Raw genomic sequence first — 22,524 nt, forward strand, 5'->3', positions numbered from 1 at the left:
TTGCAAGAAATACTTCTATTAAAAGACAAATACAGCCGGTGAATAGCCTAAAAGAGGCCATACAATCACGGGTATATAAAGCAGAGTTACAACGAAAATCATCATTTCAGATTGGGTTCCTTATATTTGTCTCTAATTGCACAAGTTAAGCTAGATGATACCACATCTTTCACATACCGTCAACCGTATACGCAGGCATTTTCCAGTGCCTGAGCAAGGCTATTGACGGTACTGACCGCTATACAAAACATCAGTATTTTTTTATATAAAGCGTTACAGACAACGCCTTGCTCCTGAATAGCGATAAAGCTCTTTATCCTACAGCCTTCACTGTGGCAAAAGGCGCCTAATTGCCCCAATAATTGTAAAACCTGTAAAACATCACTCATTATATGACGCAAGAATTGACGCCGGAAAATTTTGAAATGCAATTTTATGCCACAAAAGATGACCACTCTACATTACTCCGGGAAAACAACTACGACACCTTCTGGAAATTTGTCAGTGAGTACCATCTCGAAACCCTGGTCAACCATTTACTGGCTGAAAATGGGGCAAAATATGACTTAGAAAGCATGCAGCTGATCAACAAGGAACTGCAACTGGTGACCCTGGAAGATCTACCCTATCCTAAAAAGAACGTCGACAAACTCATTGAGATCCGTCATAAAGAAGGCAAAGATAAAATGCTCAAAATACTGATTGAATTTCAGACGGTGGCAAAGAAGGAATTTCCGCAGCGTATGGCCAGGTATATGAATAGCCTGATTGCCAACAACAGCTGTGAGATCCTCTCTTATGCGATTATCAGTCATACTTCCTGGAAGCAATACAAGAATCAATACATTTTTGGCAGTTCAAAAAATGGTGCTACCTTTACCTACGAAGGACATGTCATAAAGGACATGCCGGAAACGAAGTTTGCCGACGACACTTGCCTAATCAGCCAATTATACCATGCCATCTGGATAAAAGAGCATCAACGTGAGTTTTTGAAAAAAGAGATTGAAGAAAAATACATAAAAATTATAAAAAATATAATATCCTATGACTTTAATGATCTTAAATACTATAGCACGTTATTGTTTATACTAAAATATGCACAGAATTGCTCGGCATTCCGGAAAAGCTTCAGAAATTTTATCCAAAAAATTAATTACTTAACCCCAAAAAATATAAAAATGGATTTTGTAGATTTATTCATCCAGGAGAAGGAAAAAGGTTTAGCAGAAGGTGAAGCCAGAGGTCTGGCAAAAGGTGAGGCCAGAGGCATTGCTAAAGGGGAAGCTAGAGCTGAGGCCAGAAACCAAGTAAGGGTTCAACAAATTGCAAAAGAATTACTTCGCGTGTCAGCAATGACCCTGGAACAAATCGCCGAAATCACTAAATTGGATATTAACCAGCTGCGAAGGTTAAAAGGCAGCAAGTAGTACTGAAATCTTTAAAATTATTTTAGAGAAGGCCCCGTCTCTCTCAGCCAGTAATAAAAGCTATCGAGAATATTTACTTGCTATTCTATTTCACGTGGATCCAATAAAATAGCTCAAAAATTCCGACGATTTAGACGCTATTATCAAGGAAGTTCCGTACCTTTAGTAATGCTCTTGGTATCAGAGTTGATACCTATGCGCAAAATAAAAGCCTCCTTATGAAGCCTTTCTGCTTACTATTCATAGCTATTCTTCTAGGCGCCACTATTTTTGCGCAACAAGAGAACAAAGGTTCTTTTGTTGTTAAAGGCTTAATATCGGATCAAAAAGTTGATGATACGTTGAACGGCTGGTTAACCTGTTATGTAGCCACTGGAGGGCAAAGAAGTATTGACATTCCTGTGGCTAAAGATGGCCATTTTGAAGAGTCAGTAGAAGTGGAGGGTCCTCAAAATTTTATCGTTGCGTTAAATGGATATTGGACTACTTTTTATGTAAGACCAAATGATACGATTCTTATCAGCTTCGACAAGAATAATTTTTCCAAAACGATACGCATTAAGGGGACCACAGAGAAAAGAACAAAGGAGCTGGATTTTAATTTCCATTTTTCGAAAAGGTTTTCACGAAAGCAATTGGCTTTGTTAAAAAAATTGAGTGGTTCTTTTACTAAGGAAGATAGCCTGGCCGGGATTGACTCAATTAAGGTGAGTTGGGTAAATAAGGAGTACAATCAAGAATGTGACTTTATAAAAAAAGACAGTAGCCTGGATAAACAAATGAGAAAATTATTCAAACAGCAGGCATTTTATCATTGGACTTATGAAATGGCGATAAGGATGTTTTTAAATAAAATGTCTGCGTTTTTGAAATTTGAATTAGTCGAAGGGGATGGCAATATTGTAATTAACATATCAAATAAACATACTCCACAATATAGAATTTTAAACCTTGATCATTTTTATAAAATTCCAGAATATAGGGAATTTCTTAACCTGTATAATGACATTTATTATGGAGGCATTCACCCGCCAAAGCCCTTTTGGAAAAGCACAGGGAGCGAAAAGGACGATCTAAATGCGAATAGGGTTGAAAGCTCCTACTATCAGGCTATGGCCAATTTCAACTATTATCCTGTCAGAGATTGGTATGTAACTAATATGCTTGTCCATAATTTTAAATATTTACAGTTTCCATATGAAAATATTGAGAAGGTGATGCTGGATTTCTTACCCATTTGTAAAAATCAGGACTATAAGAACGAAATACTAAAAGTCTACAACGATACTAAAAAGTATGTTCCAGGTAAACCCGCACCGGATTTCACATTGAAGGATGAGCACGGCAAAGCCGTTTCTCTTGCTGATTTTAAAGGCAAGGTGGTATTGCTTGATTTTTGGGGCGTTCACTGCGGCCCTTGTATTGCAGATTTTCATGGAGCTGTCCCAAAAATCCATGAAAAATATAAGGGAAAAAATGTCGTATTCATTAATATTTGCGTGGAAGACACTGAAGAGTCCTGGAAGGCCGCGATTAAAAAGTACAAGATTGAGGGAGTAAATGTATTTGCAAAAGGATGGAGCGACAACCCGGTCTGTAGAGCATATGGCATAGAAGCGATTCCACATTATATTCTCATTGATAAGGATGGTAATTTTGCTGATTTCAATTGCCCAGCATACACGCTTTTATGGGCGAATAATATTCTAGATAGAACCTTAGCAAAGTAATGGATGAGTTTGTGGGTAAAGCGATTTTTTTGAGCCAATTAAACGCTTTAATGACCGAACCACAATCAATCTCAATTCTTTACAAAAGATACAAGGTCCACGCTAATAATGGCCGGACAATATGATGTTTTGAAAAAGAAACATACCAAACTATTTGCTGAAAAAATACCAAAAAGCAAATTGGTCATTTATAGAGGTGCAGGCATCAGGCTCCATAAGAGATTCCTGATTTGTTTAATCAGGTGCTTTCGTTTTTTTTGAAGGAAGTAAATGAAGTATTGACAAAATAACTCAAAAGAGGCGCTTCTCTCAGCCAGTATCAAAAGCTATCTAAAATATTTACCTGCTAATCTATTTCACCTGGATTCAATAAAATAGCCCACCTTTCGGTGGGCTGAGTGTAAATAATGATCCCTAAAAAAAGATTACGAGGAAAGATCCTCAAAAACGTTCGTTACTGTAATGTTAGTACCGCCAAAATCGGACAGTGATCAGAAGGGAACTTAAGCTTGCCATAAGTATCGCTTAAGACACCCCATTTACCTACAGAAAATTCTCTGGAGCAGAAAATGTGATCAATCAATGTCCCGTCTTCCTGCTTGCCAAATGCATTGAAAGATCCTCTGGGAGTGTAAGGATCCTTCGCCAGTAAATAAGTATCCTGAAGTTTATCGGATGCCTCCAGTGACTTATACCAGCTGCTGTTATTATCACCGTTGATATCCCCTACCATAATGACCGGGCTGTTACCGGCAATTTTCTTGATCATCTGAATCATTAAAAGGCTGCTTTGATTACGGGCATAATCCTTTTCATAATCATAGTGGGCGTTAAAGACGTAAAAGGTCTTTCCCGAAGACTTTGCTTTCAGTTTTACCCAGCTGCAGATCCGGTTACAGCAAGGGGCATCCCAGCTTTTAGACGGTACATCCGGCGTAGCAGATAACCAAAAGTCCCCTTTGTCCAACAAGTCAAATTTATCTGTTTTATAAAAGACAGATTCATGCTCACCGGCAAGCTTACCGTCATCTCTGCCAATCCCATAATAAGCGTAGCCCGGCAAAGCAGCCTTTAAAGTTTCCAGCTGATGCTCCAGCGCCTCTTGTACACCGAAGATATCAAAATCATGGAACTTGATCAGCGCTGCAACATGACTGACACGGTCTTTCCAAAGATTACCGATATCATGAGTGTTTTCATTACGGATATTATAACTGGCAATACGCATAGTCTGGGCCTTTGCTTTCCCAGGTGAGGCAGTCAGTAATAATAAAAGAATCAGCGCGCCACCGACAGCACTCCACATCCCCGCACATCTGGTTTTGCCTTCTGCATTCATAAAAATACGATTCATCATTTGTTCATCCTTTTTAGTTTAATAATAATTGAAAACCTTTTACGATTCCATGAGGACTAAAGATAATAAAAGATAGTCCAAGTCATCAAAATTAGCTGACAGGCCGCTTTTAAGACTAAAAGCAGCCCATGCAACTAATCTGTCGACATGCAAATTAACTCCACTGTTTGTCATTTGCAAACCGAATCTTCATTCAAACTAAAACACTAAATAGTAAACCCCAGAACATTCAGTCTATTTATTGTGCCCATCCCGGATTTTGTTTCAGGTTGGGATTCACTTGTAAATCTTCATACGGGATCGGATAGAGATACTGATAGTCATGCCAATCCCTTTTAATATTATCCAGCCAGTGCAGCTCCCCGGATGTGCCATTAGACAATACCTGCGGCTGCTTGGACACATCGATATACGTTACGCCAGAAAGTTTACTGGAAGGCGCTGTTGTATAAAAAGACACATCAAGCTTACCGTCTCCATTCAGATCCAGTGGCTTATTGAGTGCCGGCACATAAAATCCATTCCAGGGCAATTTTAACAGCTCTCCATGCTTCCAGCGGATAAGGTCATCCATCCTGAACCCCTCCAGACACAGTTCTATGGCTCTTTCCCGGCGAATTTCTATAATGGAAGGATCACTTACATCCGGAAAATAAGTTTTCTGCATATAAGGATCAATCCGGACCGGCTTGTGATCCAGCCCGCCGGTGATACCCGCGCGGCGTCGGATCGCGCCTACCGTCAACACCCAGTCCTGATCCGTCAACGTGCCCAATTCGGCCTTTGCCTCTGCATAGTTCAATAGGATTTCTGCATACCTCATCAGGGACACGGAGTTAGTATTCAGACGACCTCCATCATAGTACATATCATCGAGTGTCCATTTAATCGGCATATACCCTGTATATGTATAGGAGAATGCGGCTGGAGCGGCTACTTTATTGCCTCCTGTGATCCTTTGATAATCCCCCATTCGAATGGTTTGCCCGAGCCTGAGATCCCTGTTTTTGACCTCAGAGGCAAAGACCATCGTATCATGACCCGGTATATCGGTGAAGGGCCGGCCGTCTTGCATCAGATACGTATTGATAAATGTCCGGGTAAAACTAAAACGGCTTCCGTAAGTTGAACTGGTAAAATACCAGTTGGCATCATTGAACTTAGACAGGGAAACACTGCTGATATCTGCCAGCATGATCTCTGTAGCAACAGGTGCCTCGCTAATGAACAGACTTCTATAAGGCTGGTCACCCGCATTATTCAGGTTATACACTCCACTTTGCATGACAGAGTCTGCAGCGGCAACGGCCAGTTTCAGATACGTATCCGCCGTACCACTCAGATTATAAGAGGTCTGGTATTTGCGAAAGGTGCCTGCAAACAGACAAACCCGGGACTTAAATCCCCAAACTACAGTTTTGCTGATCTGGCTGCGCGAATCATCTGCAATCGCTGTTATATGACTGGCCGCAAAATCCAGATCCGCAATAATAGAATCCATAATCAGTGAGCGGTCGTCACGGCCCTTATACAACAGGGCCGTATCCCCTACACCCAGCGGCTTACCATACCAGGGTACATCGCCGAAGCGCACCAGTTTCTCAAAATAAAAATAAGCCCGGAAGAACCTGGCCAGGCCTATATAATTATTACGGATTTCTTCGGGCACGGCAGGGTTTGTACAGTTTTGAATAAAGTAATTCAGGTTGCGCAGATCGGACCAGTCCCATCCACTGCCCTGTCTGGAAGAATAAGCACCTTCCCGGATATAATCCGGCACGCTACTGGTCGCCCCGAAGTCTGAAAGAGTCGCATCTGTTCTGAACGGCGTGTTAATATCCGGCAGTAGATTATAAAAAGAGAGCGTATACAGTTTAAGACCGTCTTCGCTGCTAAAAACAGCATCTCTGGTAGCCGTGCTTTGGGCCGTCTGGTCCAGCTCTTTGGTACAGCCGGCAACCAGCAGCATCAGCACAGTCAGATATATCATTATTTTACAATTCATCACAAATTCGTTTTAGGTAACTTTAGAAATTAACACTTAAACCAAGAGTCAGGCTTTTTAAGATCGGATAGTTATTCCCATTGCCGTTATTGCCGCTTGTCAACACTTTATCAGACCCGTGAATACTTTCCACATCCATAGCGTTTGTATGTTTATAGAGTGGGGACGCAGACCAAAGATTCTCTCCCGAGAGGTAAACTTTCGCGCTCTGAATATGCAGGCGTTTCATCAAGTCCTTAGGCAGGTTATAACCAATCTGTGCGTTTTTAAGTCTGATATATCGGACATTCTGTAAATATTTTGTCTGTTTGGCATGTAATTCTCCCGAACCGTTCTGAGCGACATATCCCCGATATCTCGGAAAATAGGCATTCGGGTTGGAAGGAGACCAGATATCATCCAGTTGCGATTTGAACACATAGTTATACGGCCGGTTATACTGTCCCCAGAAAACATCTGCTTCACCGCCTGGCCACCAGTCCTGTTTAAGTACACCCTGGAAAAAGAGGCTCAGGTAAAATCCGGCATAATCCCCTGAGAGCGTAATGCCAAAATTATAACGCGGTGTGGCGTTACCGATCACTTTCATATCACCGGGGTTGCCCACGGTATTATCGCCGTTATTGATCACGCCGTCTCCATTCAAGTCTTTAAATTTAATATCACCAGGTAACCAGGTCCCGGAATTCGATGCCTTAAACAAAGCCTGAGCAGCCTTAGCATCACCGACATTCTCTTGCGTCCAGTAACCGTCTGTTACATACCCCCAGATCTCTCCCACCTTCTGGCCGGCATAATAATCATCAAGATTTCCGGTCTCATTGTTATACTTGTCAATCGTGGCGGTATAGTCGGACATCCACACACCGATACTATAGCCAAAGGGCCGGTCATGCAGGTTAAAGGCATCCGCCCAACTCAAAGAAACTTCCCAACCCTTCGTGGTCATATCGGCATAGTTACCCTTAGGCACCGTTGCCCCGAAGACAGCCGGCAGCGTCTTACCGACAGTAAACATGTTGGTTGTCTTTCTGGTATAGATATCTCCCGTTATGTTTAACCGGTTGCTCAACAGTGCCGCGTCCAATCCCAGGTCAGCGGTAGTAGCCGTTTCCCAGGTGAGACCCGCCGGAACGATGCTGGGTGAACCGGTATACTGACCAAGAACACCGTCGATAACCCGTCCTGATTGATGAATATCAAACCTCTCCTGAAAATTATAAGAATCGATGTTCCCATTGCCCAGCGAACCATAGGAAGCCCTGATCTTTAAATCGGAAACCGCCTTTGGAGAGATATGCCAGAATGATTCTTTTGACAGGCGCCATCCGGCCGAAGCAGAAGGAAAAAAGGCAAATTGCTGGTCACTTGGAAACTTGGAAGACCCGTCATACCGGCCGTCCAGTTCCAATAAGTAGCGATCTTTATAAGAATAATTCAACCGGTAAAACCCGCCGAGGATCGCCCATTTTTCATAACCTCCCGCCGTATTGATACTCTGACCGAGTGCCAGGTTAAGGTCTGAAGCATCTGAATAGATCAAGCCGTTTCTGCCGGCGGAAAATGCGTTATATACGGATTGCTCATAGTTATATCCTACCATACCTTTTAGATAATGATCTCCCAGATGGGTTTCATAATCGGCATAGATATTCGTCGCCAGGTAATCGGTCTTGTACTGGTCCTGGTTCAGGTCATTATAGGCCGTGCCTACATAAGCAATGACGCCTTCAGTAGTACTGTAGGGAACCCGCACCCGGATTTGTTTTTGATCTTCTCTGGTATTTTGAAAAGTCAGATCACCGCGAATATGCAGTTTATCACTTAAAAAAGCCGCGACGAATCCGGTTGTATTACGAATAACCGTCTTACTTAGATCAATGCCATTTTTACCATAGACAAAATCCCCTACCGTATAGGCCGCCGAGAACGTAAGCGTGCCGTCGGGATTAAAGAGCATAGAGGAAGGATGCCCTTCGTCTGCCAAGTTGCGCCAGATACTACCGCCCTCCCCTACGTTCAGTGGATTATGATAAGACCTGTTGGAGAACTGAAAATTATCGGTAACCTGTAACCAGGGCAATACCTGCACGGTTCCCTTTCCGGTCAGGTTATAGAGATGATAGTCGTCTGAGTTATACCGGAACAGCCCTGACTGGCCGTAATAACGGCCTGTCAGATAAAAACTGGTTTTTTCGCTACTGCCTGATATTGACAGATTCTGACCGATGGCCCCCAAGTGATCTTTATAAAGCAGGTCATACCAGTTGGTATTTCCGTAGTAGACATAATTACCTTGATCATTTACCTCTACTTTGGGTAATGAGGGGTCCGCATTCCGTTTTTTATACTCCTCTAAGTAAGCTTTAGAGAATGGTTGTGTCTTATTAATATTCTGTGCAGTCTGTGAGTAGTCGTTCCAGGCACTCCAGGCAGAATCAAACATTACCGCGTATTGATAGCCATTATCAACTATATCTGGCACAACCGTCGGCTGCTTTGAGGAATAGTCTGAACTATAATTGATAGATACCCGGTCTTTTTTAGGGCTCTTTGTCGTGATCAGTACGACACCATACGCCGCTCTTGCACCATAGATGGCCGAAGAGGCTGCGTCTTTAAGTACCGTCACTGTGGCTACATCATTAGGATTCAACAAGCTGGGATCTCCCTGAACACCGTCAATTAACACCAGTGCACTTCCTCCTTGTCCGATAGAGGTATTACCTCTTATATTAAAACTGGGCGACTGCGTAGGCTTGCCGTCCTGGGGAACCAGATTCAGGTTAGGCACCATGCCCTGTAACCCCTGACTGATATTCGGCAATGAGCGGCTTTCCAGTACTTCTCCGCCCACCTGGGCAACGGCACCGGTCAGATTGGCTCTTTTTTGTTTACCATACCCCACAACAACGACTTCATCCAGGCTATTATTCTCTGCAGCAAGAACAATGTTTAATGTCAGGGTGGAGTCGCCATTGAAAGGTACTGCAGCAACCACAGACGGTTTAAATCCAATAAAACGAGCCTTCACATTGTAGGAACCTTTAGGCAGGCCATAAAATCCAAAACGACCTTTTTGATCTGCTACTGCCTGTCGGCTAAAAGAGCTGTCCTGATTATAAAGGACGATGGTGGCCCCTTCCACCACAGCGCCGACATCACTATGCACCTGCCCTGTAACGCCAGGGCCGGTCTGCGCCAGCAGCTGATGGGTGCCGGCAAGCAACAGGCAAGTGGCCAAAATGGCAAAAAATCTAGTTCGTCTCATTGTGCTTCTTTGTTTAATATTTAATGGTATTTATTTTCTTGTGCATCTAACAACTTCTTTTTCCTCTTTTTTTGCCGCTGCAAAACTCGTTTCTCAGTGTAACCATCGTATTGCGTAATTGTGAAGAAATGGTTAAGCATAAGGCAGAATTTCGACAAAAAAAGACAATATATTTACATAAATCTTCATTTAATAGGTTAACAACAGCCAAACGTAACAAAGGCAACCGCCGGACAACCCCATCAATATGCTGGTAAATCGGCCTAAACAAGCAGCATAATTTCACTTAACAACCATTATAAGTAACTTTTAATTCGAATTACCTCTATTTTAGTTTTATTTTTTTTCGAATACCGGCTTTTAAGCATTAAAACAAAAGAATCAGCCTTTAAAAAAGGAGAAAACAGATCAATTTCGGTAATGACCGAAGCAGAACCAAACCGGCGTTTTTTACAAAAAAAAGTGGCAGCGCGCATGTTTTTTTAAGCTGATTGCTTTAAGTTTGGACACTTCCCGGGAGAACAGAAGTCCCGCAGCCTATATAGCTGACACTGTTAACGACGGGAAAAGTACCGGGTCGATCACCTATTTTTCATATATAATTTTAATAAGCCTCATTATGAAGCGAATGTATTTTCTTTCCACGGCAAGTCTGTTAATTGGATGCTTATGCGCCTTGCAGGCAGTGGCACAGAGAAAACCCAACATTATTTTTGTGCTCACCGACGACATGGGCTATTCTGATCTGAGCTGTTATGGGAATCCGGTCGTGATGACTCCCTTTTTGGATTCTGTAGCCAGCGAAGGTATCCGGGCGACCAATTATGTCGTATCCAGTCCATCCTGCACACCTTCAAGAGCTTCTTTACTGACGGGCCGGTATGCCTCCCGTTATGACCTGCCAGATCCTATTGGTCCCGGCTCCAAACGGGGGCTACACGATCAGGAGGTAACCATTGCTGAAATGCTGAAGACGGTGGGCTACAAAACAGCCATGATCGGCAAATGGCATTTAGGCGATCATGAGGATTATAATTATCCAACCGCTCAGGGCTTTGACAGTTACTTTGGTATGCTCTATAGCCATGACTACCGGGCACCCTATGTAAAAACAGATACCACCATCAAGATATTCAGGGGACGGACGCCTGTCATTATAAAGCCAGAGGACTCCATGCTGACCCATCTGTATACCAAGGAAGCCCTTTCTGTCCTGGATCAGCAAAAAAAAGAGCAGCCCTTCTTCCTGTACCTGGCCTATAACATGCCCCACCTGCCGATCGCCTATGCAGCCTCTGCCTCCTATTTAAAGGATAAGAGAAAGGCCTCCGGTGCACTGGGCGCTGTGGTGGAAGACCTGGATTCCAATCTGGCGCTGATCTGGCAGAAACTGGCGGCAAAAGACTTATTGGATAACACAATCTTTATCTTCTCCAGCGATAACGGGCCCTGGATTGATTTTCCAGGGCGGTGTGCGGATGACGGCGTTACCAAACGCTGGCATCCCGGTACAAAAGGAGTATTTAGAGGTTCCAAAGGAGAAAGCTATGAAGGAGGTGTCAGAGAGCCGTTTATTATGTACTGGAAAAACCATCTCAGAACCGGCACCCTGCATAGTATGATCAGCAATCTTGATATATTACCGACATTGGCTACCTGGAGTGGTGCTTCACTACCGAAAGGCAGAACGCTGGACGGGCAGGATATCAGTGACCTGCTCACGGGCAAACAACCTGCTAAAGCCTTCCACCACCAGCCGATCTATCTGGTCAACCATGGCAAGGCCGAAGCCGTCAGAACAGAAGACGGCTGGAAATACCGCCGCGTGCCGGCCACCACATCCGGCAGCATTACGGCGACTGCACAGCCGGCAAAAGAGGAATTGTTTCAACTAAATGCAGATCCGGCTGAGCGAACCAATGTCATCAAAGATTATCCTGAAATAGCTGCCAGAATGAAGGCACTATTTGAACAGTTCTCCGGCGGGACAGAGAACTGATAGCGCAAGAGGAACTTCATAATAGACAACGCCTGTCAGTAGAATAGTTAGCTGACAGGCGTTGTTTATTTATGCGGCGGGCCATACAGCATCCAATAACAGCTCACCGCTCAATTAAATGGATATTGGCATGCTCACCGATAATCTCAAGGATGATGTCAAAGTAAGTTTTACCGTGGCCTGCCTCTAATGCCGTCAATTGCCCCTGAAACCAGGATTGGTTAAAAGGACTGCCCGGCGCCAGTTTTGCCAGATAATAATCCCTGGTAGCCGTGTATCCCAGCGCCGCTTTACTGCTGGAAAATTCGTTCCAGATGAGCATAACTTCTTCATTGGATTTCATCAAACCAAATCCTCCATACAGCAGGTCATTGAATCCGTCGAGCGTCTGCCCCAACTGCCAGTTCTCCCCTTGCATAAACACCCGGTTTATTTCCTTATAAAAAGAAGGAATATCTAGAATGTACTTCCCCTCGATGGTAATTTGCTTCATGGTTCCAAAGGTATCAAAATCCGCTTTAGTGCTCACCCGTGGCAGACAGCCGGCCAATTTCCTGCCAGGTCAACGCTCTGTTATAAATTGTCAATCCCGTGATCTTTCCTGTAAACCCGCCCAGTCTCCTTAAAGGAAATACAAGTGTTTCCACTTTTCGCATTTTGGTTTTATCCTTATCGTTATACTGGAGAAAATGATTATACAAACTATCCTGCGCCTTGCCGTCTATAAACAAAGCCGTCCCTTTATTGGTACCGGTGATTGTAATCTGAACCCATTTGTTTTCAGGGACACGGTAATTAAAACTCAGGTCATATCCTTCTCTGGAAAAGCCCAGATTTCCGGATTGTTGCTGATGTAGCAATACCTTCGCATGTTTTGAGCTAAATAGCGTTTCCGGGTCATTATTTTTCTTATTGTTGCTCGCCCGATACAGGTAAAAAGATACCGTATAATCATACCCAATCTCTTCAACGGGCAATTCCACATAAGCATTGGTATCCGGAAAACTCCAGACATTTTGTATGTGTGTCCCCGCCAAAACACCTTGCCGGTCCAGACGTGAGCGCCTGATTTTACGAACGCCTTTGAAAGCATTGTCTGTAACCTCCTCTAACCAATTTTCTTTCACCGGCTTCAAGGTATCCGGGCCGTCATACGCTCCCAGCCTGCCTCTTAAGTTTAGCCCGGGCCCTTCACCGATACCGCCGCGCAGCTGGTCAAAGGTTTTAAAATCAAGCCGCTTATCTTCCCCTCCCCACATTTTCTGACTGAGTATCTGTAATGCAGGAAAGACTCTGTCCGTCACGTCTTGAGCCGTAATGCCATTACCAACGATATCATTCCAAACAGCAAAAGCACCGCCGATGACGGAGGTGTCGCCTGCCTCAAAACGGACATTGCCCACCTGTGCAGGCGTCCACTTGTCATACAGATGCTTTACGTTCAGATAATCGTAATAATACCCTGCTGCCGGAACGATATACAGCCAGCCGTCCGGTGTGCTGATCTGCGGATAACCCAGTTTTTTCATGGCGCGAGGCTCGGCATACCCATTATACCAGGTATTCATCGTAACGCCTTTCACCCGTACCGGGGTCTTTCCTTCCGCCCAGGTTAACGCGCCCCATAACCTCACTTGTTTACCGTAATCCTGGACCCAACCAATGACCCGATCTGTAAAGCCACGGAACGCCTCCGCTTCTGCTTTGGCATATTCATCAGTGCCTATGTCAACGACAGGGCCGGTAAAGACAGGATCAGGTCCTTCCAGATATTCTTTGAAAATATGATGCACCACGGTATCGGTTAACGGATTATGTAGATCCAGATGGTCCATTCCATACTTTTTTGAGCCGGTTTCAGGGACGGCATGGGTAATAGAAAGGGCATGAGCCGGGACATCTATCTCAGGTACGATCAGTATCCCGTACCGGCGACCCAGGGCCTGCAGGTCCCTGAATTCCTGCTTGGTGTAATGTCCGTCTTTTGCTGTCAGACCGGGATAGCGATCATTTTCCAGCCTGAATGCTGCATACGTGCTGTCCCAGTTGTCTCCAAAATATTTTTTAAATCCATTATCGTTCAAATGAATCTGAAAATCATTCATCTTGTAATAAGACAGCAACTTGACGTAATTTTGTAAAAACGACATGGAAAAGAATTTACGGCCCACATCCAGCACGAGTCCCCTGACCGGATAGCTTGGATAGTCCGCTGCCAGCCCCCGGGCGATCGTAAGACTTTGATCTAATAATTGTAAAACTGTCCTTGTACCCCAGAACAGTCCCTTATAACCGGGGGCAGCGATACGCAGGTACTCTCCTACCTCCATCTGATATCCCTCTTTTCCCAATCTTGGCAATGCGTCAGACAATTCAAGATAGATATCGGCTCTGCCAGGATGGCCAATCTTTATGTCCAGCAATAACCCGGTTTGTTCCAGTATCTCCCTTTGCAGCTGGCTGGAAAGGCTGGCAAGGGACTCCTTTTGATGGGGAGGCAGCACAATTTTAGATTGAGCGCTTACGCTGAAATATCCCTGTCCACCCCTCCATTCTTTTAAGGCGGGTATCACAAACGGAGCCTTGTTGGCTCCGGCCATATCGCCCACTGCTGCAGGTACGGTTACGATCCGGGACAGGTCCAGGAAAAACCCCGGGTCTGTATCGGCCACCAATTGATAATAGACAGACACTTTCGTATCAGATACGGGTGCCAGTACATTCCCTTTTGCCGTGATAACGGGTAAATGATCTGTTCCCTTGAATACAAGGTGGTATCCCTCAGGGGTCTTTGGCAGGCGCAGCGGGATGCCGGCAGAACCAGCAGCGCCGATAGCAGCCGCTGCCGGTACTTCTATTGGACCGACACCGGCCAGCAGCGCCGCCGTATCTCTTTCAATGCCCTGTGCATAGGCACTGCTAATACTACAGGTTATGGATAAAAAACAGCCTACTAAGGTTCGGTATGTCACACTGCGCAAAATCATGGGCTTCTGATGGAAAGGTTTGACTCGTAAAAAATTGGCCGTTAAAATACAGAAAGTATCCGAATATCTGCCGCGCAACCGTTTGCCTCCAGTGGCAACCTCAGCCTGTTTCTTTATGCCTGATATTAAAAAATATGAAACATAGTTGCATTTACAAAGTAAATCACTATCTTTGCCGGTGGAAGCAAGTATACAGTTATTGAGGACCGGACAAAATATAAACACATGTCAGACATAAAGAATATCCATTCAACAGAAGTAATGATCATCGGAGGCAGTTACAGCGGAATGGCCGCTGCCATGACCCTGGGCAGGGCACTCAGGCAGGTGGTCGTTCTGGATGCGGGTGAACCCTGCAACCGTTTCGCACCGCATGCCCATAATTTCCTGGGCAGTGATGGTGTTCCGCCCATGGAAATCCACAAAGACGCCAGAAAACAATTATTGCAATATCCTTCAGTCAAGGTACTAGCGGACAAGGTAACGGATGTCCGCCGGCAGCAGACCGGTTTTATCATTCATACAGCCTCCGGTAATGATTACCTGGCTGAAAAAGTACTCCTGGCCACGGGGCTAAAAGATGAGTTACCGGATATTCCCGGCATCAGGGAATGCTGGGGCAAATCGGCTATCCACTGCCCGTATTGTCATGGATACGAATTCAAGGGCGGCAAAACAGGTGTCCTGGCTACCAGCGGAGACGCACTACATATCATCAGCCTGCTCAAACAATGGACCAGCGACCTACAGGTATTTACCAATGAAACATTCCGTTTCAACGAAGCTGCATCCGCTTTTATGGCTCAGCAAAAGATTCCGGTTGTATCCGGCAAAATCAAGTCCCTGGACCATGACAATGGGCAAATTAAAAAGATCCTGCTGCAATCCTCCGATCACCCTGAAATTGAGGTCCCCCTGCAAGTTTTGTATGTTTTGCCGCCAGTAAAACAAGCCCTGGACTTGCAACAGCAACTGAACTATCAGTTAACCCCTGCCGGTCATATCCAGGTAGATGAAGCCCGACACACTTCAGTCAACGGTCTTTACGCCGCAGGCGATAACAGCTCCAGATTCCGCTCGCTTTCCACCGCTCTGGCCACAGGTATGACGGCTGGCGCCATGATTAATTTTGATCTGGTCAATGAAAAAAGGCCTTTACCAGACATGCAATAACTGCATTTTTGATAAAAGGCCTCAAAAGCAAAAGCGTTCAAATATATTTGTCTAACTTAATCCCGGAGGTTCAGAGCGCAGGATCTCCTTGATGCCATCTTCATATGAAGTGGGCTGAAAAGCAAAACGCTTCTCAAACTTATCACTGTTGAATACATAATCTTTATCGTACTGATAGAGCATCTCTCTGGATTCTCTCATAACCGGCATAAATAGTCCCAGAAGGCTGGTCATGGTTTTACCCACAATTCTTTTTCTAGGTTTTACGCCGAGTTCAGTGGCCACCATTTCAATCCACTCTCTGCCGGAAGGTGGATTCTTGGCGGTCGGCAGATGCCAGGTATGGCCGAAGGCCTCAGGGCAATTGCCTAACAGCGCCGTTGCACTGGCCGCATCTACTGTATATGTAAAGCTGTGCCGATAATGATCACTGACCAGCCAATTAGCCGTCTTGCCCTGCTTTAACGGCTTAATGACCATTTCTCCTAAAACACTGTTATTCACCCCAGGCCCATAAAAATCTGCACAACGGGCGATAAGTGCCGAAAGCCCTCTGGTTTTAACGGCGTCCCAGATAATGCGAATGAGTTCAGCGCGGACCTTCCCCTTTCTGCTGCTTGGATCAATACGGTGCGTTTCCATAATCTGATTGAGATTATCTCCATCGTACATGTATATATTATCAAAAAACACCAGACGGCTGTGATGTGTAATGCAGGCATCTATCACGTTCTTTATGATAACCGGCCAGTCCCGTTGCCAGACTTTATAATCGTAAGGTAACCCTGCGGTAAGATAGACGACCTCCGTCCCCTTCACGGCAGCCGATACCTGATCAGCCTGTCTAAGGTCCGCTACAAATAACTGGTCATCTGGGCCAACCCTTTTGGGATTCCTGCTGACCAGGCGGATATCCGGGCTGTAGATTCTGAGTGCTTTAGCCAGCTCAGTGCCAATGGCACCGCCGGCTCCTAAAATTGCCTGCATGACTAATAATTAAATATGGTAATAACGAACCAACCGGACGCTATTGGACAAATCTGCAAAAAAAACGTAGACACCCTTCCTTGCTCATAGCCACAATCTTGTTTAATGCTTGTCGATGTCCTTTGGTTGGGACTGTAAAATTAGTAAACCGTACTTTTTTCTCCCCCTTTTTTCGGGTTTATTCGGTAAGCGGTCAAATTAGAGGGACAAACCACTCCGCATTTCGGTAGAATCTTCGTTGTTTTTTTGTGCAATTGATTTCAGCATCGAACTTTGACACGTTATAGATAAAATCTATAATACAGCCATTCCCCTATCTGTGATTTTTTTCAGGTGCCGTTTGTGATCCACTGGAATTATACTATTTTTGCGCAGTCGTTTCCAACGCATCACACTACACCCTTCGCCAAGGTGATTCATTAAAGATTTTGACGTGTCCAAAAGAGAAAAAATAATTACGGAACATCATCTGCCCCACAATGCAAAATCGGGTATTTTCATGCATCATTACGTGAATGAGGATTTGCGGCAGGCCGATAATATCCATGTGCCGCATAGAGACACTCATGCGCTATTTAATTTTGCGATAGGAGGTTCCTGTAATTTTCTCTTGGACTTTAAAAAATATACCCTGACCGCTCCGGTAATCGTAATGGTATTTCCCGGGCAGGTACACTACATCGATCATTGCCGAAATGTGACCGGCTGGAGCATCGCCTTTGATCCGTTGCTGATGGACGCGGAACTTGCGCAGACACTGGAATGTATTTTTAAGGACCCGTTTGCGCTTGATGCAGATTGCAGGCTCTATGATCAGCTTGTCCAGCTATTGCAATTACTGGAACAGATCAACCGTGAGGCCAGTGGCAGTGAGCAGACAGCTGCCCTGCAGGGGCTGTTTGTAAGCACCTTACAATGGGTAGCAGGATCCCTTAAAGACTGCTGCGCACAGACCGCAAAAGTGAAAGACCGTTCTAAGGCCATAGAACTTCATTTTAAAACATTATTGCAGGCGCATTTTGTCAGCCATAAAAAGCCGGGCTTCTATAGCGAACAGATGAATATTTCAACTGCTTATCTAGGCGATACCATTAAAGCAATGACCGGGAAATCTGTCACAGCGCATATCCAGGAGATCAGCCTTTTAGAAGCGAAGCGACACTTGTATAAGACGGATCTCAGTATCAAAGAAATTTGTTTTTTGGTTGGCTATGATGACCCGGTACATTTTGGCAAGCTCTTCAAAAAAACCTGCGGCGTCACGCCGCTGGAATTCAGAAAACAAATCCGAGAATAATACCAGTATTTCAAGGACTAGACCTATTTTATTTATAACAGCCTTTTTTACTTTGCAGAGTCAAAGAAAAACAGCTTTATCACAGCTGTTGCAGCAGTCCTTGCTAGTGATGCCATTTTCAACAACATAGCAAGAGACTCTATCCAAACACCTAAAATGCATATCCTCATGCCAAATGTACCTAAATGGATGGCAGATTTATTGGAAACAGCGCTTTCATCAAAAATGCCCGTGTTCGAAGTCGTCGCAACTGATTGGGTAAGTCCTGAAGTCCGGTCTATTATATTTAAGGGAAATCTGGCCGGCCTTAACCTGCGGCCCGGCTATGCCGTTTCGATCCGAGTCAGCGCCAATGCCTTTAGAAACTATACACCATCTTTTATAGACGAACAGGAAGATATTTTTCAGATTCTGGCCCATATCCATGGAAACGGGCCAGGCGCCCGTTTTTTTGAAAACCTGAAGCCAGGCCAACAAATCCCGGTCAGTATGGCCAGGGGCAGGAAAGTAGCGGAATCTGCAGCCAGTTATTTCTTATATGGAGATGAGAGTACACTGGGACTGGCCTGTGCATTGCAAACGCACTTTCAGTCCTTAGGAAAACGCTTTTACGCGCTGCTGCATCTGGGTAAAGACCAGGATGATTTGCCGGATGCACTGGGACTGGCCAGCTATGAGTTAGTCCAGCGGGCTGACAAGGACATATCTGTCTACGTACCGGGGTTTACGATATTCGACAGTTCTGCTATTAAAACTTGGGCACAGGCACAGTTTATATTGGCAGGTAACGGATTACATATACAAAGAATAAAAAAAGAATTGATCGGGCTGGGTGTTCACCGCAAACAGATCCATGCTGAACCCTATTGGGTTCCCGGCAAGACAGGGCTTTGATAATTTTTATTCCAGACAGGGGATAATTGCTTTTTTTCTGTTAAATTGCAATTGCTGAAAATTCATAGTAATCAAGCCCACCAATAGAAAAATCTGTCTGGATATGTGCAGGGGAAATGGTCATAAGCTAAATAACAGGAGTGCCCAGAACAACAGAAATAAGCTATCGCGTTTTTTGCAATTTTTCCAAAGAGATATTGCAATACCAGTTGATCAGCATCGAAGAGCGCGTATGACTTTTCCGCTACTGTTGAGTATTGGCCTGAGTTGTTCATTACACGCCCAATTCCTCAATGCAGATGAACCGGCCGGTGGCATCCGGGCCAACCAGATCGGCTATGCGCCCTATAGTACTAAAATTGCTATCATGGATAGCTATCTGTTCCCCGGTCAGCATAAACTCCCTTTTTATATTATTGCGCTCAATCAGTTTGCCGATACGGTTTTCAGAGGGGAACTGCAATCAACGCCGGCGGCAGACCTCTATGCCAAAAAGGTCAATTATCTGGCAGACTTTTCAAAATTGTCACGTGAAGGCCACTATTATCTTTCTATACCCGGTCAGGGTGTCTCTTATCCGTTTATCATTCAGCAAAACCCATTCGATGCAGTTTTAAAAGCAGCGGTAAAAGCCTACTACTACAATAGAGCTTCTATGGATCTGACGGCCAGGTATGCGGGTCGCTGGGCCAGAAAAGCAGGGCATCCGGACACAATCGTTTATATCCATTCTTCTGTTGCATCGGCCGCACACAGTAAAAACAATACGCTCCGTGCACCGGGCGGGTGGTATGACGCCGGTGACTATAACAAATACATCGTGAATTCCGGGATTACCGTCAGTACGCTACTGGAAGCGCTTACTGATTATCCTTCTGTTTTTGCATCCTTGGACCTCGGGATTCCCGAATCTGACAAAGGGCTACCTGACCTCCTAAATGAAATACTCTATAACCTCCGCTGGATGCTTAAAATGCAGGATCCGGCCGACGGCGGCGTCTACCATAAACTCACCTCTGCCAATTTTGACCGCATGGAAATGCCGCAAAGCGATCAGGCCAAACGCTATGTCATACAGAAAACAACAGCGGCGGCGCTGGACTTCGCAGCGGCGACATCCAGCGCTGCTCGCTCGCTGGCCGCCTATAGGAATAAACTGCCAGGACTCACAGACAGTTTGCGGCAAGCAGCCGTCAAGGCCTGGGACTGGGCGAAGACCCACCCACTGGTGGTATATGACCAGGACGCTATGAATAGAAAAAACCGGCCGAAAATCACCACCGGCGCCTATGGGGACAAAAATCTGCAAGACGAGTGGTATCAGACAGCCGTCAGTCTTCTTCTGATGACAAAAGACAAGCGTTATCTGCCCGTTATAGCACACGATGCACCGGAACATCTCAATATTCCTTCCTGGAGTGATGTGGGCGCCGTCGGCGCGATTTGGTTGTCCAAAGCAACAGCTAAGGGTTTTGAAAATATACAAGGCTGGTCAGCAGAGGATCATCATACCCTGGCAGCCCTTCAGCAAAGTGCAAAAGCGGCTGTCATACATTTAGCCGATCAGTTAACACAGCAGATCAATCCGGGATTCAGCACGGTGATGGGTGGACGGGCAACGGATTTTAGCTGGGGCAGCAACAGCAGTGCAGCCAATCAGGGTTGGATCTTAATGACGGCCTACCTGCTGACACATAAAAATATTTATAGAGATGCCGCGTTAGGCAATCTGGACTACCTGCTTGGCAGGAATGCTACCGGCTATTGTTTTGTCACCGGTTTTGGCAGCCTTTCCCCTCTGCACCCGCATCACCGCATCAGTATCGCCGATGATATAGAAGACCCGATACCCGGATTTCTGGTAGGCGGCCCGAATCCCGGAAGACAAGACGGCGTAAAGGGCTACCCCTCGAAGCGCGCCGACCTGTCCTATATCGATAACGATCAGGCATACAGTGTGAATGAAGTGGCTATTAACTGGAATGCTCCCTGGGTCTATCTATTAGCTGCGATAACCGCAGCTGAAAAAAAATGAAATTGACTAAAAAAATTTTACGCCTATTTTTTTGTTGTTACCGTAAAATGATTCATCTTTGAATGACGATTGCAGGACCTGGCCACAAAGCAGGTTCCGCGAATTGCTTCCAAAAAATAATCCGTGATCAATGTAGATTTTTACTGTTAGTATTCCTAACGGAGATCGGATCGTTTCGATATTTAAAATATGCTTTGTGTTATATTGAAAGATGAGGCATTTGATACGAATACCAAATTTTTCAACAAAAAAATAAATAAACGCCTGCGCCCCTCCTTCGGGACGGGCCTTCGACAGCTACGGTTATATGGTTTTACGGCAATACATATCCTTTTACGACCACTACGGGGCCTGCTATTCCAGCAGGAGATGGCCGTGGTTTTCCTGTCTCAGTATGGCAGGTACGCTCCATCGTTATATATTAAATAGTGATATCTTTTTTCAGTCAATAGCCAACAACTTGTTACTAGCCGCTAAACCGAAAGCGCCGGTTTAGCTATTAGCCAAAGGGTTGCGGGCAGTTGCTTTCCATGTACTTTCAGCTGTCCGCTGCTGCTTTGGTAAATTCTTTTCGGTAACCAATTAGTAGGTAGAAAAAATATTAAATCAAATTCAATACAAATTCAACAGTTAGTTTAGGCAAAACTTTCAATCGATAAAAATTAAGGAACAAAAACAAAACCGGATGTATTTTTTTGTGGGATAGTCGACGATCACACAATGTAAACACCTATCAGGTGAATACAGTGGTAACGGGTTCAATTGTTCCTTAATTTTTTTTTGCGCTTAGGCCACTTTTCCATACCGCAAAGCCGGCTCTTTAACCCCGTCGGGCCACTGGCTTGGCGGCTTCTCCCTCCAGCTCGCTGACTTAAATTTTATCTGTTGCAATAGTCTTAATAATAGTTGCATATTCTGTCTTTCCCTATCAATAGCTACAGAAGCCTTTTCCAGTAAACCTGTAATGTCTTCCAGCATCCGTTCATCATCATCATCATGCCAAAATGCCAGCTGCTTCTTAATTTTCATGATATAAATTAATGCCAGCCGGCCGGCAGCTTCATCAAATGTATCAAAGAGAGCCATGTCGATCGCATAGAACTGGGCAAGTTGTTGCCGGACCCGCAGTAATACATTCGGCGTACTTTCAACTCTGGAAACTTTCTTTTGTGTCCATCCTGCACCCAGGGCTGCGGCCACTTCTTTTTGCGCAATACCCAGTAACAGGCGAATGCGTTTTATATTTTGTCCTTGATGCACGGGAACCTTTTTTGGCATTGTTTTTCTAGTAGTATTCATAACATATTGAATTTAACAGGTATATAGTTGTACCAGTACCCTGAATATTGGATATCCGGC

At 44.8% G+C, this 22,524-nt stretch carries 15 protein-coding genes; 7 read left to right on the plus strand and 8 right to left on the minus strand.

The window, feature by feature from the left end:
• Positions 1-179: 179 nt before the first annotated feature.
• Positions 180-389 carry a hypothetical protein gene (locus tag K9M52_RS00585; protein WP_224070126.1) on the minus strand — a complete coding sequence of 70 codons (210 nt, stop codon included), beginning with the start codon at positions 387-389 and terminating at the stop codon, positions 180-182.
• Positions 390-392: 3 nt separating this feature from the next.
• Between K9M52_RS00585 and K9M52_RS00590 the strand changes: the two genes are divergently transcribed.
• Entirely contained in the window at positions 393-1,430 is a 1,038-nt protein-coding gene (locus K9M52_RS00590) for an RpnC/YadD family protein (RefSeq protein ID WP_224070127.1), read from the plus strand.
• A gap of 218 nt (positions 1,431-1,648) precedes the next feature.
• Positions 1,649-3,160 (plus strand): TlpA family protein disulfide reductase, encoded by a 1,512-nt coding sequence (locus K9M52_RS00595; RefSeq protein ID WP_224070128.1) that lies wholly within the window; start codon positions 1,649-1,651, stop codon positions 3,158-3,160.
• Positions 3,161-3,614: 454 nt separating this feature from the next.
• On the opposite strand, the gene K9M52_RS00600 is transcribed toward K9M52_RS00595, so the two are convergent.
• The 3 genes from K9M52_RS00600 to K9M52_RS00610 all read right to left on the minus strand — a co-directional run bounded on the left by K9M52_RS00600 (position 3,615) and on the right by K9M52_RS00610 (position 9,793).
• The gene (locus tag K9M52_RS00600; RefSeq protein ID WP_224070129.1) at positions 3,615-4,517 is read right to left on the minus strand and encodes an endonuclease/exonuclease/phosphatase family protein; all 903 of its coding nucleotides are present in this window, start codon (positions 4,515-4,517) and stop codon (positions 3,615-3,617) included.
• 238 nt (positions 4,518-4,755) lie between these two features.
• On the minus strand, positions 4,756-6,522 hold the full coding sequence (locus K9M52_RS00605; protein WP_224070130.1) for a RagB/SusD family nutrient uptake outer membrane protein: 1,767 nt from the start codon (positions 6,520-6,522) through the stop codon (positions 4,756-4,758).
• A 22-nt stretch (positions 6,523-6,544) separates the two neighbouring features.
• Entirely contained in the window at positions 6,545-9,793 is a 3,249-nt protein-coding gene (locus tag K9M52_RS00610; protein WP_224070131.1) for a SusC/RagA family TonB-linked outer membrane protein, read from the minus strand.
• Between the two features lie 619 nt (positions 9,794-10,412).
• Between K9M52_RS00610 and K9M52_RS00615 the strand changes: the two genes are divergently transcribed.
• Positions 10,413-11,792 carry a sulfatase-like hydrolase/transferase gene (locus tag K9M52_RS00615; protein WP_224070132.1) on the plus strand — a complete coding sequence of 460 codons (1,380 nt, stop codon included), beginning with the start codon at positions 10,413-10,415 and terminating at the stop codon, positions 11,790-11,792.
• Between the two features lie 103 nt (positions 11,793-11,895).
• Here K9M52_RS00615 and K9M52_RS00620 read toward each other — a convergent pair whose 3' ends face one another.
• The gene (locus tag K9M52_RS00620) at positions 11,896-12,285 is read right to left on the minus strand and encodes a hypothetical protein (RefSeq protein WP_224070133.1); all 390 of its coding nucleotides are present in this window, start codon (positions 12,283-12,285) and stop codon (positions 11,896-11,898) included.
• Positions 12,286-12,310: 25 nt separating this feature from the next.
• The gene (locus K9M52_RS00625; RefSeq protein ID WP_224070134.1) at positions 12,311-14,779 is read right to left on the minus strand and encodes a family 20 glycosylhydrolase; all 2,469 of its coding nucleotides are present in this window, start codon (positions 14,777-14,779) and stop codon (positions 12,311-12,313) included.
• Between the two features lie 225 nt (positions 14,780-15,004).
• Between K9M52_RS00625 and K9M52_RS00630 the strand changes: the two genes are divergently transcribed.
• On the plus strand, positions 15,005-15,952 hold the full coding sequence (locus tag K9M52_RS00630) for an NAD(P)/FAD-dependent oxidoreductase (protein ID WP_224070135.1): 948 nt from the start codon (positions 15,005-15,007) through the stop codon (positions 15,950-15,952).
• A gap of 51 nt (positions 15,953-16,003) precedes the next feature.
• Here K9M52_RS00630 and K9M52_RS00635 read toward each other — a convergent pair whose 3' ends face one another.
• On the minus strand, positions 16,004-16,939 hold the full coding sequence (locus tag K9M52_RS00635) for an NAD-dependent epimerase/dehydratase family protein (protein WP_224070136.1): 936 nt from the start codon (positions 16,937-16,939) through the stop codon (positions 16,004-16,006).
• 499 nt (positions 16,940-17,438) lie between these two features.
• On the opposite strand from K9M52_RS00635, the gene K9M52_RS00640 reads away from it, so the two are divergent.
• The 3 genes from K9M52_RS00640 to K9M52_RS00650 all read left to right on the plus strand — a co-directional run bounded on the left by K9M52_RS00640 (position 17,439) and on the right by K9M52_RS00650 (position 21,165).
• Positions 17,439-18,236: a helix-turn-helix domain-containing protein gene (locus K9M52_RS00640; protein ID WP_224070137.1), complete on the plus strand. Its 798-nt coding sequence runs from the start codon at positions 17,439-17,441 to the stop codon at positions 18,234-18,236.
• Between the two features lie 168 nt (positions 18,237-18,404).
• On the plus strand, positions 18,405-19,130 hold the full coding sequence (locus tag K9M52_RS00645; protein WP_224070138.1) for a siderophore-interacting protein: 726 nt from the start codon (positions 18,405-18,407) through the stop codon (positions 19,128-19,130).
• A 232-nt stretch (positions 19,131-19,362) separates the two neighbouring features.
• Entirely contained in the window at positions 19,363-21,165 is a 1,803-nt protein-coding gene (locus K9M52_RS00650) for a glycoside hydrolase family 9 protein (protein WP_224070139.1), read from the plus strand.
• Between the two features lie 786 nt (positions 21,166-21,951).
• Here K9M52_RS00650 and K9M52_RS00655 read toward each other — a convergent pair.
• Positions 21,952-22,464, minus strand: coding sequence for a helix-turn-helix domain-containing protein (locus K9M52_RS00655; protein WP_224070140.1), 513 nt, complete (start codon positions 22,462-22,464; stop codon positions 21,952-21,954).
• Positions 22,465-22,524 lie beyond the last annotated feature (60 nt).

The organism is Arachidicoccus terrestris (assembly GCF_020042345.1).
GTDB classification, from domain to species: Bacteria; Bacteroidota; Bacteroidia; order Chitinophagales; family Chitinophagaceae; genus Arachidicoccus; species Arachidicoccus terrestris.